The organism is Acidithrix sp. C25, from assembly GCF_904848545.2.
In genome coordinates, this window is record NZ_CAJHCI020000002.1 from 965,843 (window position 1) to 979,882 (window position 14,040).

General features: G+C 49.2%; 15 protein-coding genes. 5 read left to right on the forward strand and 10 right to left on the reverse strand.

The window, feature by feature from the left end:
• Positions 1 to 16 precede the first annotated feature (16 nt).
• Genes fliK through ACIDITHRIX25_RS97445 form a run of 10 tightly spaced genes read right to left on the reverse strand, consistent with a single transcriptional unit; the run spans position 17 to position 9,172 of the window.
• Positions 17 to 1,714 (reverse strand): flagellar hook-length control protein FliK, encoded by a 1,698-nt coding sequence (gene fliK, locus ACIDITHRIX25_RS97400; RefSeq protein ID WP_201733373.1) that lies wholly within the window; start codon positions 1,712 to 1,714, stop codon positions 17 to 19.
• Complete coding sequence (locus ACIDITHRIX25_RS97405) at positions 1,711 to 2,931, reverse strand: NlpC/P60 family protein (RefSeq protein ID WP_201733374.1); 1,221 nt, start codon at positions 2,929 to 2,931, stop codon at positions 1,711 to 1,713. Before ACIDITHRIX25_RS97405 ends, fliK begins: the two co-directional genes overlap by 4 nt.
• The gene (locus ACIDITHRIX25_RS97410) at positions 2,928 to 3,365 is read right to left on the reverse strand and encodes a hypothetical protein (RefSeq protein ID WP_201733375.1); all 438 of its coding nucleotides are present in this window, start codon (positions 3,363 to 3,365) and stop codon (positions 2,928 to 2,930) included. Before ACIDITHRIX25_RS97410 ends, ACIDITHRIX25_RS97405 begins: the two co-directional genes overlap by 4 nt.
• On the reverse strand, positions 3,362 to 4,684 hold the full coding sequence (locus tag ACIDITHRIX25_RS97415) for a FliI/YscN family ATPase (RefSeq protein ID WP_201733376.1): 1,323 nt from the start codon (positions 4,682 to 4,684) through the stop codon (positions 3,362 to 3,364). Before ACIDITHRIX25_RS97415 ends, ACIDITHRIX25_RS97410 begins: the two co-directional genes overlap by 4 nt.
• Positions 4,684 to 5,370: a FliH/SctL family protein gene (locus ACIDITHRIX25_RS97420; protein WP_201733377.1), complete on the reverse strand. Its 687-nt coding sequence runs from the start codon at positions 5,368 to 5,370 to the stop codon at positions 4,684 to 4,686. Before ACIDITHRIX25_RS97420 ends, ACIDITHRIX25_RS97415 begins: the two co-directional genes overlap by 1 nt.
• The gene (fliG, locus tag ACIDITHRIX25_RS97425) at positions 5,370 to 6,383 is read right to left on the reverse strand and encodes a flagellar motor switch protein FliG (RefSeq protein ID WP_213333453.1); all 1,014 of its coding nucleotides are present in this window, start codon (positions 6,381 to 6,383) and stop codon (positions 5,370 to 5,372) included. Before fliG ends, ACIDITHRIX25_RS97420 begins: the two co-directional genes overlap by 1 nt.
• The gene (fliF, locus tag ACIDITHRIX25_RS97430) at positions 6,380 to 7,912 is read right to left on the reverse strand and encodes a flagellar basal-body MS-ring/collar protein FliF (RefSeq protein WP_201733379.1); all 1,533 of its coding nucleotides are present in this window, start codon (positions 7,910 to 7,912) and stop codon (positions 6,380 to 6,382) included. Before fliF ends, fliG begins: the two co-directional genes overlap by 4 nt.
• 19 nt (positions 7,913 to 7,931) lie before the next feature.
• Entirely contained in the window at positions 7,932 to 8,333 is a 402-nt protein-coding gene (fliE, locus tag ACIDITHRIX25_RS97435) for a flagellar hook-basal body complex protein FliE (protein ID WP_201733380.1), read from the reverse strand.
• A 42-nt stretch (positions 8,334 to 8,375) separates the two neighbouring features.
• A complete protein-coding gene (locus ACIDITHRIX25_RS97440; protein WP_052606328.1) occupies positions 8,376 to 8,819 on the reverse strand; it encodes a flagellar basal body rod protein FlgC in 444 nt (147 codons plus the stop codon).
• Complete coding sequence (locus ACIDITHRIX25_RS97445) at positions 8,819 to 9,172, reverse strand: flagellar basal body rod protein FlgB (protein ID WP_201733381.1); 354 nt, start codon at positions 9,170 to 9,172, stop codon at positions 8,819 to 8,821. Before ACIDITHRIX25_RS97445 ends, ACIDITHRIX25_RS97440 begins: the two co-directional genes overlap by 1 nt.
• Before the next feature lie 788 nt (positions 9,173 to 9,960).
• Here ACIDITHRIX25_RS97445 and ACIDITHRIX25_RS97450 point away from each other — a divergent pair.
• From ACIDITHRIX25_RS97450 to tnpC, 5 genes are all read left to right on the forward strand, one after another.
• Positions 9,961 to 10,164, forward strand: coding sequence for an IS1634 family transposase N-terminal domain-related protein (locus ACIDITHRIX25_RS97450; RefSeq protein ID WP_201732276.1), 204 nt, complete (start codon positions 9,961 to 9,963; stop codon positions 10,162 to 10,164).
• Positions 10,107 to 12,140 carry an IS1634 family transposase gene (locus tag ACIDITHRIX25_RS97455; RefSeq protein ID WP_201733382.1) on the forward strand — a complete coding sequence of 678 codons (2,034 nt, stop codon included), beginning with the start codon at positions 10,107 to 10,109 and terminating at the stop codon, positions 12,138 to 12,140. The genes ACIDITHRIX25_RS97450 and ACIDITHRIX25_RS97455 overlap by 58 nt, the downstream gene beginning before the upstream one ends.
• Positions 12,141 to 12,191: 51 nt before the next feature.
• Positions 12,192 to 12,443: a hypothetical protein gene (locus ACIDITHRIX25_RS97460; RefSeq protein ID WP_201733383.1), complete on the forward strand. Its 252-nt coding sequence runs from the start codon at positions 12,192 to 12,194 to the stop codon at positions 12,441 to 12,443.
• Positions 12,444 to 12,519: 76 nt separating this feature from the next.
• Positions 12,520 to 12,708, forward strand: a complete 189-nt coding sequence (locus tag ACIDITHRIX25_RS97465; RefSeq protein WP_201733384.1) for a hypothetical protein — start codon at positions 12,520 to 12,522, stop codon at positions 12,706 to 12,708.
• 42 nt (positions 12,709 to 12,750) lie between these two features.
• Complete coding sequence (gene tnpC, locus ACIDITHRIX25_RS97470; protein WP_201733596.1) at positions 12,751 to 13,938, forward strand: IS66 family transposase; 1,188 nt, start codon at positions 12,751 to 12,753, stop codon at positions 13,936 to 13,938.
• Positions 13,939 to 14,040: the final 102 nt, after the last annotated feature.

Consider the following 14,040-nt stretch of genomic DNA (forward strand, 5'->3'; position numbering starts at 1 on the left):
TCTCTCATTAGTCACTTCAAAGACGCATATCAAGTACGTGATATCCGCTGATCAAAACTGAAGAAAGCGAAGCGGGCGAGGGCTGTTGATTTTCGATAGGTCCGTCTAGAACGGCTGTGGCGGCCGTTGGTGAAAATGCGCTCGGGGTAGGACTTCTTTGTCCAAACGAGCGATTCTGCGAAAAATCTAAGTGGGTAGATAGGCCAGATGCACTCGTAAGTTCACTCGTGAGTTGGCCAGCATGTCGCAATAGAAGGGAATTAGTTGCTGAATTGCTAGAGGTCAAAGAGACCACTAGACCGCCTGAATCAATGGTCATATGTGCTGTGATTGGTCCAAGATTTGGTGGTGTAATAATAAGTTCCACATTTGCGCCCATCCCAGCCTTAATCCCCAATGTTGCTATCGCACTTGAGATAGCTTCAGAAGGTGCAAGGGGCGTCGGAAATGAAATGGTCAAAGTCTTCGGCGCGCCAGAAGTTGGGTCGTTTGACGCAATAGTTCCAAAGTTGGCTAAAAGACTAGCCAACTTCTCTTCTGAGGGGCCAACTGTGGCAACGCTTGGTTGGTTCTGTGTTCCTGGGGTTAAATTACCAGAAGTATGACTCTGAGACGCAGCCGCCTTAGTAGCTTCGCCAACCAAGGTTGAAGAGATACCAGAAGCACCTGATCCGCCAATCTGTGCTGAAGAAGAAGTCATTTTAGAGCCGCTCATAACTGCACTAGTAAAATCAATAGGGGCTGCACCTTTAGAAGACGCCTCCTGTTGACTTTGACTAGAAGACAAAGGCTGACTCACACTCGATGCATCTTGGGTTTGGTTAGGGACTGTTTTGGCTAAATTCTCTCCCAAAACAAAAGTCGGACTGTTTGAATTTTGAATCGCCTTATTAGAGGCCGTCGCCTCCGGCGCAGCAGCAGTGCTGGATTTGTTTCCAAGCTGATTTGGCAAAAGGGCACTCTCTGACACTGAGGCACTAACCAAAGATACCGAAGCACCTTGCTTTGATGCACTTTGGACGCTTTGGCCATTGGTGCTCGAAGATGCCACCTTACTTGAGAGATTGGAAGCACTCAATGCAATCGTGATTGGTGCAAGCTGATTCGACAAAATCTGATTCGGAACAGTGGTCGACTGTGCCGGTGACCCTATCGAATTACCAGGTGATGAAATAGGTTTCGACTTTGATTTGGTAGCTGTGGTTGTGGTTGTCTTCGTAGGTTGCTTGTCCAAAGGCGCGCCAATTGTAGTTATTGGCTGGGAATTTGAATTTGCGAGATAAGCATTTTTGGCATCCGAAACAACACTGGCTAAAGACGGATTAGTCGCTGGTCCAGTGCCATTTGCGACACTGACATCTGTCAGCATCACTGTCGAAATAGCAGCACCTTTAGGACCATTATTCACCCCATTCGAAGAACTATTCGCGGCCGCAGGGCTCTTTGAGGTCGCATCTTGACTCTGCGAAGAGGTAGGTGTGCTCATATTGGTTTGGGAAGCAGATGCCCCTTGGCCGATAGTGTCACTGACGCGAGAGATAGTTTGAGACGAAGAACTTGATGCAGCGTTAGATGTTGCAGCATTGGGAGGGGATGTCGCCTGCGAGATCGCATCTAAAAAAGAGGAACCGCCTGACGAGGAGGACCCATTTGAATTTGGCGTTGAACTTACTGTAGAGCTAGAGGACGAATTGGATGCAGAAACACTTATCATGCAGCTGCTCCTTTCATATTCTGAAGTACCGAGGTGACGTAATTTTGAGTTTCTGGATACGGAGGAATTCCTCCATAGGCTCTTACCGCATTGTCGCCGGCATTATAGGCAGCTGCAGCTAAAGCCGGGGTCTTGAAGGCTCCAAGCTTTTCGCTGAGCAACTGAGCAGCGCCATAGATAGCTTGGGTTGGATTCATTGGGTTAATTCCAAGACCGCTAGCCGTTGATGGCATTATCTGCATTATGCCTTGGGCGCCCGCCGACGAAACGGCATTTGGATTAAAGTTTGACTCGACTTTAGCGATTGAAAGCAACAAGTTCACATCAATGTGATTTGCCGCAGCCGCAGCCTGGAAGGTCGGAAGGTAGCTTCCAGCTTGGCTCACCAAAGAAGGATTTGCTGTTGCGCCAGTTATTCGCACAATTGAAGTAGGAGTGCCAACCGAATTTACCTGAACGTTCTGGCCTGCTTTTGGAGCATCGATCATCTTTCCATTACCTATATAAATGCCAACGTGATAAGCAGGGCTTCCATAAAAGATCAGATCGCCAGGTTGTGCAAGTGCCAATGATGCAACTGGGGTTCCTGTGCTCTGTTGTTGAGCCGCGGTTCGAGGAAGTGAGACGCCGAGATCCGAAAATACCTTTTGCACCAGGCCCGAGCAGTCAAATCCTGTTGATGGAGAGGCCCCACCCCATTGGTAAGGCACACCTAGGTATTGCATAGCATCACTAACTACAGATGCACCATTTACGACAGGCGCGCCCCCTGTGATAGTTCCGCTCGAAGCTACAGGAGACGCTGGAGATGTAGCAAACGTAGGAGATGCAGGAGACACAGAGGGGGTACTAGATGGTGAAAATGCCCAATTGCCTGTGGCGAGAGCTTGTGCGCCGCTTGGTGATGTGGGCTGTGATGGAACTTGAGAAGTTACCGCTGCCGCATTAGATAAATTTGTCGCCGATGGATTTGCCGCATTATTTAAGTTCTGCAATAGGTTTGCGCCATTGATCAATCCGCTAGGAGTCGCAGATGCTAAAGCCGAGGCAAACGATGCACTTGAAGGTACCGCTGCATCAACGCTGCTTGCCAAGGTCTTGCCCATGTTAGAGATGGAATTTATGGTAGCCAAAATGCCCGAGATCGCACTTTGGCTCATTTGGACCGATGGGTTCACAGAAGAAGAGCTCGATGGAGCGAGGCTAACCATACTCATTGTTCGTCCTCTCTCTTTCTCATATACCACATAACCGATCCGACTTCATCGTTTTCCATCTGTTCAAAGCGTGTTAGTTCCTCGATGTAGTTTCTATAATCGCGTTCCTCTAAACGAGAAAGCGATTCGAATGAACGCTTTTCAACGGTCCACTTATCCTTTGCACTATCTCTCTGATCAAGAGCAATCGACTTTTCTCGCTCAGAAAATTCCAGGGCTTCCACTCCGTTTAGCTGAAGGGCGAAGGTGCCTTGCAACTCCTCTTTGGAAGAGGCATTAAAGCTCATGGCAGATAAAGAATGAGACCTCGTCTTCACCTGGACCTCCGCGAGACGAACGATATTCTCCTGAGTTAAAAGCTGTGCCCGAGCCACCTCCTCGCGCATCTGAGCAAGGCGCATCAGCCGCTCCAGGGAAAAGACGAACTTCTTCATCGAGACACCTCTTCGTAGGAGGAATTCAGAATCTCACCAAGTCGCCCAAAGGCTAGGTCCACATCGCTTTGATCATCGATAGTCTGACGTAGGAATTCATCAAGTCGTGGTTTGACTGAGATAGAAAGGTCGATCTCAGGATTAGAGCCACGCTGATAGGCACCTACCTCAATTAGATCGCGGGCCTCGCGATAGGTGGCCATCAACCTTCGAGATCTTGTGCACAAGGCTCTGCGTTCAGGTGTCAATATTGCGCCTTCAAGACGAGAGATCGACTCCAATACATCAACAGCTGGATACTGACCTGAGGTAGCTAACCGCCGTGACAAAACAATATGACCATCCAAAATCGACCGTGCGGCATCTGATATTGGCTCGTTCATCTCATCGCCATCAACCAAAACGGTGTACAAACCAGTTATGCTGCCTAATTCGGAGTTTCCAGCTCTCTCTAGCAACTTAGGCAAAAGGGCAAAGGCAGATGGTGGATATCCCCGTGTAGCTGGTGGCTCGCCGGCACTTAATCCAACTTCTCGTTGAGCCATAGCCAAACGCGTTAGCGAATCCATCATTAGCACTACTGAGTTGCCCTGATCCCTAAACCATTCTGCAATACGAGTAGCGGTAAATGCGGCCCTGATTCTCACCAAGGCAGGTTCGTCAGAGGTGGCCACCACAATTACCGAACGCGCCAAGCCGTCAGTCCCAAGATCGTTCAAAATGAACTCATTTACCTCTCGACCTCGTTCGCCAATCAGTGCAACTACATTTATGTCGGCCGCGCTACCGCGAGCTATCATCGACAGCATTGTGGACTTGCCGACTCCAGAGCCAGCAAAGATCCCAAGGCGCTGGCCAATTCCACAGGGAACTAAGGTGTCAAGCACCCGCACCCCTAGAGGGATCTGACGTGAGATCGTTCCTCTCGCCATGGGACTTGGCGGCTCTCCATGAACTGATATCACTTCGCCACCACTAATAGGCTTACCGCCATCGATCGGGTACCCTCGGGCATCGACCACTCGCGCCAAAAGCGCTTCACCGACTCTAATTGTTGGTGGCCGACCTGCTGGCATCGCAGAACTTCCAAAACGAAGGCCACGTAAATGACCAAATGGAGTGCAGATCAAACGCCCCTCTCGAACGGCCACTACTTCGGCTTCCATAAAACCATCATCTCGTTGGACCATTACCAAGTCGCCAATTGCAGCGCTAACGCCCTCTATCTCAAGTTGAAGGCCGGTGATTCGAGAGACCTTCCCAACTGGGCGAAATGCTGCCCCCTCGCGAAGGGCATCTTTGATAGAACTAGGTATCATTAGTCGTTTCCTAGTTCATTAAGGACTTCCCTCATGCGAGCCAATGCTGAAGAGATCTGAAGATCGAGTTTCATGGAATCCGCCTCTAATATTGCGGCGCCAGCCTCTATATCCGGATCTTCAACTAGCAAGAGTCCTGACGGAGGTGGAATCTTTCGCTCTTCAAAGGCGACTGAAACCACTTGGAAATCTTTAGGATTGAGTCGAATCGTGACAGCTTTAGCATCGATACTCATGGAGATGGTACTCTTGAGCACCTCGATCAATCTCTGACGCAGATCGAAGATAGGGGCAGATAACACTGCTTCCACCAAGTCAACCACGAAGGTAGCTAGGTCGGTTGACTCAGTCATCTCTAGGATTTCGCTCTTTGACGAGATTGACTCGATGGCTTGAGAGAGTGACGATATTGCTGAATCAAAGGCTCGAACCTTTGCTCCAAATTCACTTTGGGCTTGTTCTCTTGCTTCGTTGTAACCCTGGAGCCTTCCCTCCTCAAATGCATCCTGGCGTATTCTCTCTTTTTCTTGGGATTCGAAGCCTGATGAGGGATTCCCCTCGGATGAATAAGATGCAACCGATGGTAGCTCAAGTGGTGAGATCAGCTCTGGATTATCGCGCATTGCTCCAAATCGCAAAACAGCTCTCGTAGATGCGTCCATATTTTCATATCGATTGCGGCTCATTAGATCATCTCCTCATCGTTTCGAGTGAGAACAATCTCTCCAGCTGACTCCAATTCGCGCACAACCCTAACGACCGCCGACTGTGCCGCTTCAACAGCTGAAACCCTCATAGCACCAAGCGTCTCGATCTCATCGACCAAGTCCCCAGCAGCACGCTCTGACATATTCTTTAGGACCTTTTCTCTCATGTCGTTTGGAACACCCTTGAGTGCGACGGCTAGATCCTTAGGCACAACCTGCCGAAGGATGCGTTGAAGCGTTCGATCGTCCAAATTCATCACATCTTCAAAGACAAACATCTGCGTTCTAATTCGGTCAGCCAATTCAGGATCCATGGCATCTAAGTCGCTTAGGATCCTCTTTTCTGTATTTTGCTCTGCCCGATTCAGCATCTCCACAACTGCTGAGACCCCACCTCTGCTAGAAGTTTGCCCAGCTTTTGCCAGACCAGCAAGCTTTCTCTGCAAGACCGATGCAGCAAGCTCTAGAACCTCTGGGTCAACTCGCTCCATGTTGGCTATTCGCCTAGCTATATCGGCGCGCGAAACATCCGGAAGTGCAGACAAAATTGCAGCCGCAGTATCTGGGGACAAAAAACTTAGAATTACTGCGACTATCTGCGGGTGCTCATCTTGAAGGTAAGAAGCAGTCTGGCCCGCATCCACATGTGCCAAAAACGAAACCGGATTATTTACCTGAGATCCAGAAAATTCATCAAGTATCTCTTCGGCCGCCTGGGCTCCAATTCGAGAGGCCAAAAAATCCCTGGCGGTGTCAACTCCGCCTTGGGTGAGGTTTCTAATTCCAGCCAAAGAATTAATAAAGTCATCAGCAATTTGACGATTCAGATCATTTTCAATCTTTGGAAGGCGCGCTATTTCGAGCGTGAGCGATATCGCCTCAGTCTCCGACATCGATCGAAGGATCCGACCAGCAACATCTCTTCCGAGTTGCACCAAAACAATGGCTGCTCTTTGGGTTCCTGTGAGTTCGCTGGCTTTCACCGCCATCATCCCGCCTTTACGGCTGAAGTCATCCAGACTCGAAGCAGCTTGGCGACATCTTCAGGCTGGCTCTCTATAAAGCTCACAATTTCAGTTGAAATCATCGGAGCTTCAGCAGGTGGAAGTTGACGAATCTGTGCCTCTGGAATCTCATCGTAATAATCGCTATAGGCAGGAATATCTATCTCGGCTCGAACCTCTTTTTTGGACGATCGAATGACAAAGAACATGGCCAAGATCACGCCTAAGACTAGCAGTGCAGTCTTTATCAGGGAATAAAGCGATGATGCAGAAGACGCTCCAACAATCGGGGTAGTCTTAGGTAAAACGCTAAAGGGCATTTGAACAACCGAGATAGTATCGCCCCTGGCCGCTACAATTCCGGCAGCCGCCGAGACAAGTTGCGAGACTCGCGCCGGGGTCACACCTTTTACCTTTGAGTTCAACAAAACTGCGACGCTCAGCCGCTGAACCTGCCCTGGTGCTTGGGTGGTGCTTTGGTTGATTTGGCCAAGGGCGTAGTTGGTCGTGTTGTTGGTTTGCTGGTAGGTGGAATTAGCAGCACCGGTAGCGGCATTAGTCGTGATACTTCCCAGAACTCCACCTGTTGGGGATCCAGTTCCGCTAAAGTTCTGAGTTGCAGTTTGAACCTGCGTTGGAACCGTGATCGGAGTTCCCTTAGGGTTAGTCTGAACGGCTTGACTCTGAGTGGTGACTTGATTGAAATTCAGGGTTGCAGCCACGCGAACCACGGCGTTGTTAGCTCCCACCAAGGGAGTCAGAAGAGACTCTAGAGCGGTCTGAAGGTTCTGGTCATAAGCAGTAGTAGCTGCCGAATTGGTCGAAGACGCAGTATTCATCCCCGGTGCTGAGAGAACATTTCCATTTGAATCAACGAGGGTGATGTTTGATGCTGAAAGATTTGGAATCGACGAAGCCACTAAATGGACGATCCCTTGGATTTGCGTAGCGCTAAGAACAGTCCCGGTAGCCAGTGTTACCAAAACCGAAGCAGATGGCTGTTGGGTATTTGAAATCGCAAAGACATTGTTAGAGACCAACGCAAGGTTGACCTGAGCCGCAGTAACACCTTGGATTGCTTCGATCGTAGAGGCGAGTTCTCCTTGCAAAGCACGCTGGTAGTCGGCTTGCTGTGTGAGTTGCGAGGCAGTAATTCCGACTTTGTCCAAGATCGCAAGGCCAACCGTCGAATTGGCTGGAAGATTTGCTTGGGCCATATTTAGGCGCTGCTGGTAAACATCTGGCTGTGGGACCATAATCGTGGCACCACCGTCAGCTATTTGATACGGAACGCCCGCCGCCTGAAGCTTTGCCGTCATAGCAGCAGCGTCAGATGCTGCCAACCCCGTAAACAAAGGAGCATAACTGGGCTTAGATGCGTACTGGGAATACACAAATCCACCAAGCGCTAGAGCCGCTATGGCAAGAACTGTGAGAACTTTTTGACCGGACGTAAAGCCATTTGCGAACCTTACGCCATATTGCCTAAGCGATCCTACGCTATCTGAAACTGCCACATTAGTACCTAACTATTTCTTAGACCGGCATGGCCATAATTTGATTGAACGCTCCAACTCCAGCAGTTTTAATTGCCGTCGCTACTTGGGTATCCAAAGAAGCCTGCTGTGCTGAGATCATCGCGTCAGCGAGATTAGCTTGACCGGTAGAGACTTGAAGTGCTTGAGAACTTGCCTGGTTCTGCACTGAAGAGATCGAATCCACAGCCGAAGCGAGGGCATTACCGAAGCTAGAAGTTCCACTGGTAGCTGCAGCCCCTCCGATTGGCTGTATTGCGCCGATGGTAGGGTTTGTGGCAATTGCACCTGTCGCAGATGAAGAATTAGTCGAGTTAGGAGTCGCGATTTGATTCAAAGGGGACAATCCGCTCTGAAGTGGTGGGATCGATGGAATGGCGGAGATAGCCGGAATCGCAGTCATGGTAGTCTTTCTCGGTAAATAATTTAGGAAACTTTTCGCTTACTATACAGCGAGCGTCAATGCGGATTGATAGATCGACTTCGCATGGTTGATCACAGCAACATTGGCTTGATAGTTTGCCTCAGCGATGTTCAAGTTTCCAAGCTGATCGGCAAGACTGATCCCAGGAGTGCGCACATAGCCACTTGCGTTAGCTACCGGGCTCGTTGGATCATAGGTGAGAACTCCATTTGGAAGATTCGTCGTAACAGCTGCGACGTGCACACCCATACCATTTAGGGGAGATGTTGGAATTGCACTCTGAGAGGGACCGTATCCTGTTGGTACCGCTCCCGGTGCGGCTACGATCTCCTGCTGCAAAAATGGCGTTTTCGCTGGATTTACCGCGTCATTGATATTGGCGATATTACTTCCAATTGCATTCAACCAGGTTTGATTCGTATCAATACCAGAACCAGAAATTGACAAAAGGCCAAACAGAGACATTAGAAGGACCCTCCCGCTGAACCACGCATTAGGTGATATTGGTTATTGATTTCAGCAGAAGCTGATTGATACCAGACCGTAGATTTTTCAATTCCAACAAGCTCTTGGCTCATGGAGACATTGTTTCCATTTGTGGAGGGCAATCTACTTGAACCCGTTATTGCCACCGAAGCTACAGTTGGAGCACCCTTTGTGCTTGACGCTAGAGCGTTCTGGAGAGAAGATGCAAAGTCAACCCTAGAAGCAGTGAATCCAGGCGTACTGACATTTGCGATATTATTTGCCTGAACATTCTGCTGGATCGTCAGGCCATCTAATGCGAATTGTAATGCTTGAACTACAGGTCCACCCATTAAGTACTCACCGAAATCCTTCATTTGGACATAAATGTCCGAATCCGAATACGGCCCTTCCTGGGCTCCTACTGCGCTATCCTGCTCGCACTATTGTTTTCGGTGTCAATTGAACAGTACTTAAGGCAATTTCCAAATAATTTGGATACAAAGGGTAAAAATCCGTTAAGCCAGTGCTGGTATTGAGAATTCACTTATAACGATAAGAACCAACAATCGACTCTCCCCTGGCAATCAGCCGGAGCACCCATCTTTATTTATTCCAATCCAAGCAAGCGATTACTTGAATCTCTTCACGTTTTGACCTTCCAAATCAGATCGCTATAGAATAAATACCGCTCATAAAATCTCATGCGTTTCACAACTTCTCGCTCAAGTTAACGGGTTTCAATCCTCTCGTTGAGTATTTGTTCCTTTACCGTCACGGACATCTATAGCAGCCTGTGACGCATCAAAGCACGAAAGCGTCTTGGGTGACATTTAGTGATTCTGAGCCCTAGGTGTCAAGGGAGTTGGCATCTATTCGAATAGAATACCAACCATGCAGGGCGAGAACTTTGATCGAACACGATGAAGCCTTATCCCAACCCATCTTTCGCAGATTTCCCGAAAAATCGCCCTAATTGGTCCCTTTTGAGGGGATTTTGGGCGATTTTCGGCTTGTGTCATTTATAGATGCCCTGGTAGATGGGTATTAGGTCTTTTTGGGTCGCGAATGTAGTGTCCTAATTTTTGAGTAGTTTTGATTATGACTTGCATTAGCTCTGACATGGTGCTATTGTCTTGTTGTGTTTATCCGTGAAACTCCAACAGTTAATAAAAAGACCGGCGTTAGCTACAGTAAGTACCAACTCGTTGAGTCCTACCGCTGTGAAAAAGGTCCCCGTCAACGTATAGTAATGACCTTGACCGAACTGGACCTGGATAAGTCATTGTGGCCAGCTCTGGCCAATGCAATTGCCAATGCTATTACCTGGGACTCTCTGGAGTAACCTCACTCTTTGAATCAGATCCTATTATTGCCAGATACGCAGATCTGGCAATCACTAAGTATGCAATTCGTTCCGAAGTTGCAGCCGCTAAAGAAACAAGAGCTACTGAGGCTGACCTTGAGATGGTGGATCTCTCTAGTGCTAAGACTATCAATAGTAGAAGTATCGGTCCAGAACTCATAGGAAACTCGTTCTATGAAGCTCTTAGCTTCGATAAGATCCTAGAGAGTGCAGGTCTATCGGGTGAATCTCTTGGCATTGCCAAGGCAACGATAATAGCTCGTCTTATTCATCCTGGATCTGATCGAAAGACCTATTCTTATATCAACTCCAACTCTTCATTACCTGAGATATGTGGTATCGATCTCTCTAAGTTTCACAAGGATAAGGTCTATGCAATTGCAGATAAGCTCTATGACGCTAAAGCCGTCATAGAGCCAGCACTCTATAGAGCTAGCTCTGATCTCTTTAGGACGAATACCAGGCTCTTTCTCTTTGATCTAACCAACACCTACTTCGAAGGTTCTACTAAGGGGAACTCCCTAGCTAAACATGGACATTCCAAAGAGAAGCGTTTTGATTGCACATTAGTTTCTCTGGCACTACTTGTTGATCACCGGGGACTACCCATCTACTCAGAGATACATGAGGGCAATACCTCTGAGCCTAGAACTCTCATTAGCGTACTTGATGCCTTGGAGTCTCTATCGGATGGATCTCTCTTTGGGGATGTTGTTCCTACCATTGTGATGGATAGGGGAATTGCTACCAAGGCAAACCTAGAACTTCTCATTAAGCGCAATCTCAACTACGTAGTAATTGAGAGAGCTAACAAAAAGAGCCTCTATCGAAGCCATTTCATGGAGATGGAAGGCTTCACCGAGATCTACGATGCCCAAGGATCCCCAGTACTGGTGAAAAAGCTCCAAGTGGAACCACAAAAGCCACAAGGACAAGTGAAAACACAAGTACAAGGACAAGTGCAAACGCTAGAAGAAGACACCGGCACTGACGACAATAACAGTTACACCACCTCCGGCAACACTAGCAACAGTATCATCAAGAGCGACAGCAGCACCGACACTGACGACTATATCCGTAATGGTGCCACCGGCAAGAATACCGGCAACAATATCAGCGACAGCACCGACACTGATACTAACGCCACCTCCATCTCCTCCTCCATCTCCTCCTCCATCTCCATCTCCTCCTCTTCCACCAACAACAACACCACAACCGTGGTGTTGTGTCGTTCTTTGGGGAGATCCAAGAAGGAATCAGCGATCTCTAGTCAAGCTAACGAGAGATTCTTAGTAGATATCACTTCGTTGAGTACCTCAATCACAAAGGGTTCTATATCTAAGACCACAGTTGTCTCAGAGCGTATCGGACGCATCAAGGCCAAGTACCCAAGTATTGCTTCCAAATACGAGATATCCCTTGAATATCATCAAGACCATGGCAAGATCATCAAAAAGAGACGCTTTGACAAAGTAATCAATCTCACTATTACAGAAAAACCCACTAAAGCCAAAGATGATAATCTCCAAGGAGCCTACGTCATAGACACCAGCCATAGCGAGCTAGATGCAGGTGAGATCTGGAATATCTATACGACTCTCACTAAAGTAGAAGATGCCTTTAGATCCCTCAAGAGTGATCTTGGACTTCGACCGGTCTATCATCAACTAGCTAGCCGAACTGCTGCTCACCTCTTCATCTCAGTACTTGCCTATCACCTCCTTAGTGCTATTGAGCTGACCTTGAGGCAAAATAACGATAAGAGAAGATGGTCAACCATCAAAGAGCAACTCAACAGTCACCGCCGAGCCACCATAGTTCTTACATCAGATAAAGGTGTCGTCTATCACATCCGCACTAGTGGTGTTTCTGAGCCGGTTCACAAAGAGATCTACCGTCTCTTAGGAGTTAGTGATCCCCTTAAACGGATAAAGACCATTGCGACGCATTTGTAGTGTCCCAACGTAAGACCACATACTCAACTAGCTGGGAGAATGGTTTGATTTTTGGAAAGATGGGCCAAGGATCAAAAAGAAGCTGTAGTCAAGAGGCCGAGGGAGCTGTTGTCAGATCCCAATGCACCCAGAGGTGCAATCGTCGATTTGGCTAAACAAGTCCAGATACCAAAGACAACTATCTACATCTGGAATCGTGAATTAAAGGACCAGATAGATCGCCAAGATCCAACTAAGCGAACCCCAGCCAGTTTATGGAGTTCAGAGGCTAAGTTCCAAGCCGTGCTTGCAACTGCAACGTAAACGTTCGGTGAACCCGTACCACCCCTGACGAAAACAGGACTGAACACGAAGCGCTAGATAGTGTTAACTGGTAGTCATGGACAGTTTGCATACAACCGAGTCAGCGTACTGGAAGGCGGAGGCAGAACGCCTCGCTGGCGATAATGCCCGTCTTCAGGCGGAGAACGCCGAGCTTCGAGCACGGGTTAGTGAACCCGAAGGCCAGATTGGTGCACTCACCGAGAAGGTGACGACTCTCGCAAAGCTCGTCTTTGGCACCTCGTAGGAGAAGAGTAAGCCAGTCGAGCCTAGAAGAGGCAAAGACGATATCACAGGTGAGAAACGCCTCCGTGGTCAACAACCAGGGAGTCCAGGGCATGGCCGACGGGACTACTCGGCCCTTGAAACCGTCGAAGTGATCCACGACGTACCAGACAACGAGCGAATCTGTTCGGGTTGCGGGGCACCTTATGCCGCCTTCGGCGAAGAGACCTCCTACCAGATCGACTGGCAAGTACACATCGTGCGACACCGACATCGCCGCCCTACCTACCGGCGCACCTGCAAGTGTCAGACTCGGGGCATGCTCGTCGCACCGGTCCCGGCCAAGCCAATCCCCAGGGGAATGTTCACCTCAGGGTTCCTGGGCCGCTTGGTAGTGGAGAAGTACGTGCTCGGGCGTCCCTTGGAACGCATCGTCGCAGCTCTCTCAAATGACGGGTTCGAGGTTTCAAAAGGCACCTTGACAGGAGCGCTCAAGGCGCTTTCGGACCTACTTGAGCAACTTGACGCAGCGATTAGGGAGAGGAACGCAAAGTCGGCGCATCTGCACATCGACGAGACATCCTGGAAGGTGTTCGAGGCGGTAGCTGACAAAGCGGGCAACCGCTGGTGGCTGTGGACCTTCCTCGGTCCCGACACCGTGGTGTTCTTGATCGATCCCAAATGCTCGACGAGAGTGGTAGCCGAGCATTTGGGTATCGATATAGATGCGGGTTCGCTCGAACCTGGCCGACAGCTCCTGATAAGCTCAGACTTTTACAGTGTCTACCAGCCCCTTGGTGCACTTGAGGGAGTAGATCCGTTGTGGTGTTGGGCACACATCAGGCGCTACTTCATCCGCGCTAGCGATGCGCATCAAGAGCTGCGGAGTTGGACTACTTCATGGCTCGCTCGCATCGGGTCGCTTTATGTAGCACATCATGCACGCCAAGCACTTGAGACGGGAACTACCGGGCGCTTACGCGCTGAGGAGGACTTTACCAGGATCATCAGAGCAATGGATACTGCCAGAAAGGCTGAGGCTTGCGATCCGACGCTTCACCCTGGGGCCATAAAGGTGCTCGCAACACTGGATCGTGAATGGGAAGGCCTCTGTCGCCACGAAGAGTTCCCCGAGTTGCCACTCGATAACAACCCAGCAGAGGCTGTACTTCGCAACCCAGCAGTAATACGCAAGAACTGCTATGGATCCGGTTCAATATGGGCAGCCACCCTGGCGGCGCGGATCTGGTGAGTATTCCAAAACTCTTTACCAGTCATTCCAGTAACTCTTTACCAGTGCTTTTAACCTACCACAGGGGCCATTGCGAAATGACCGTTTTGGCGTATTCGACAG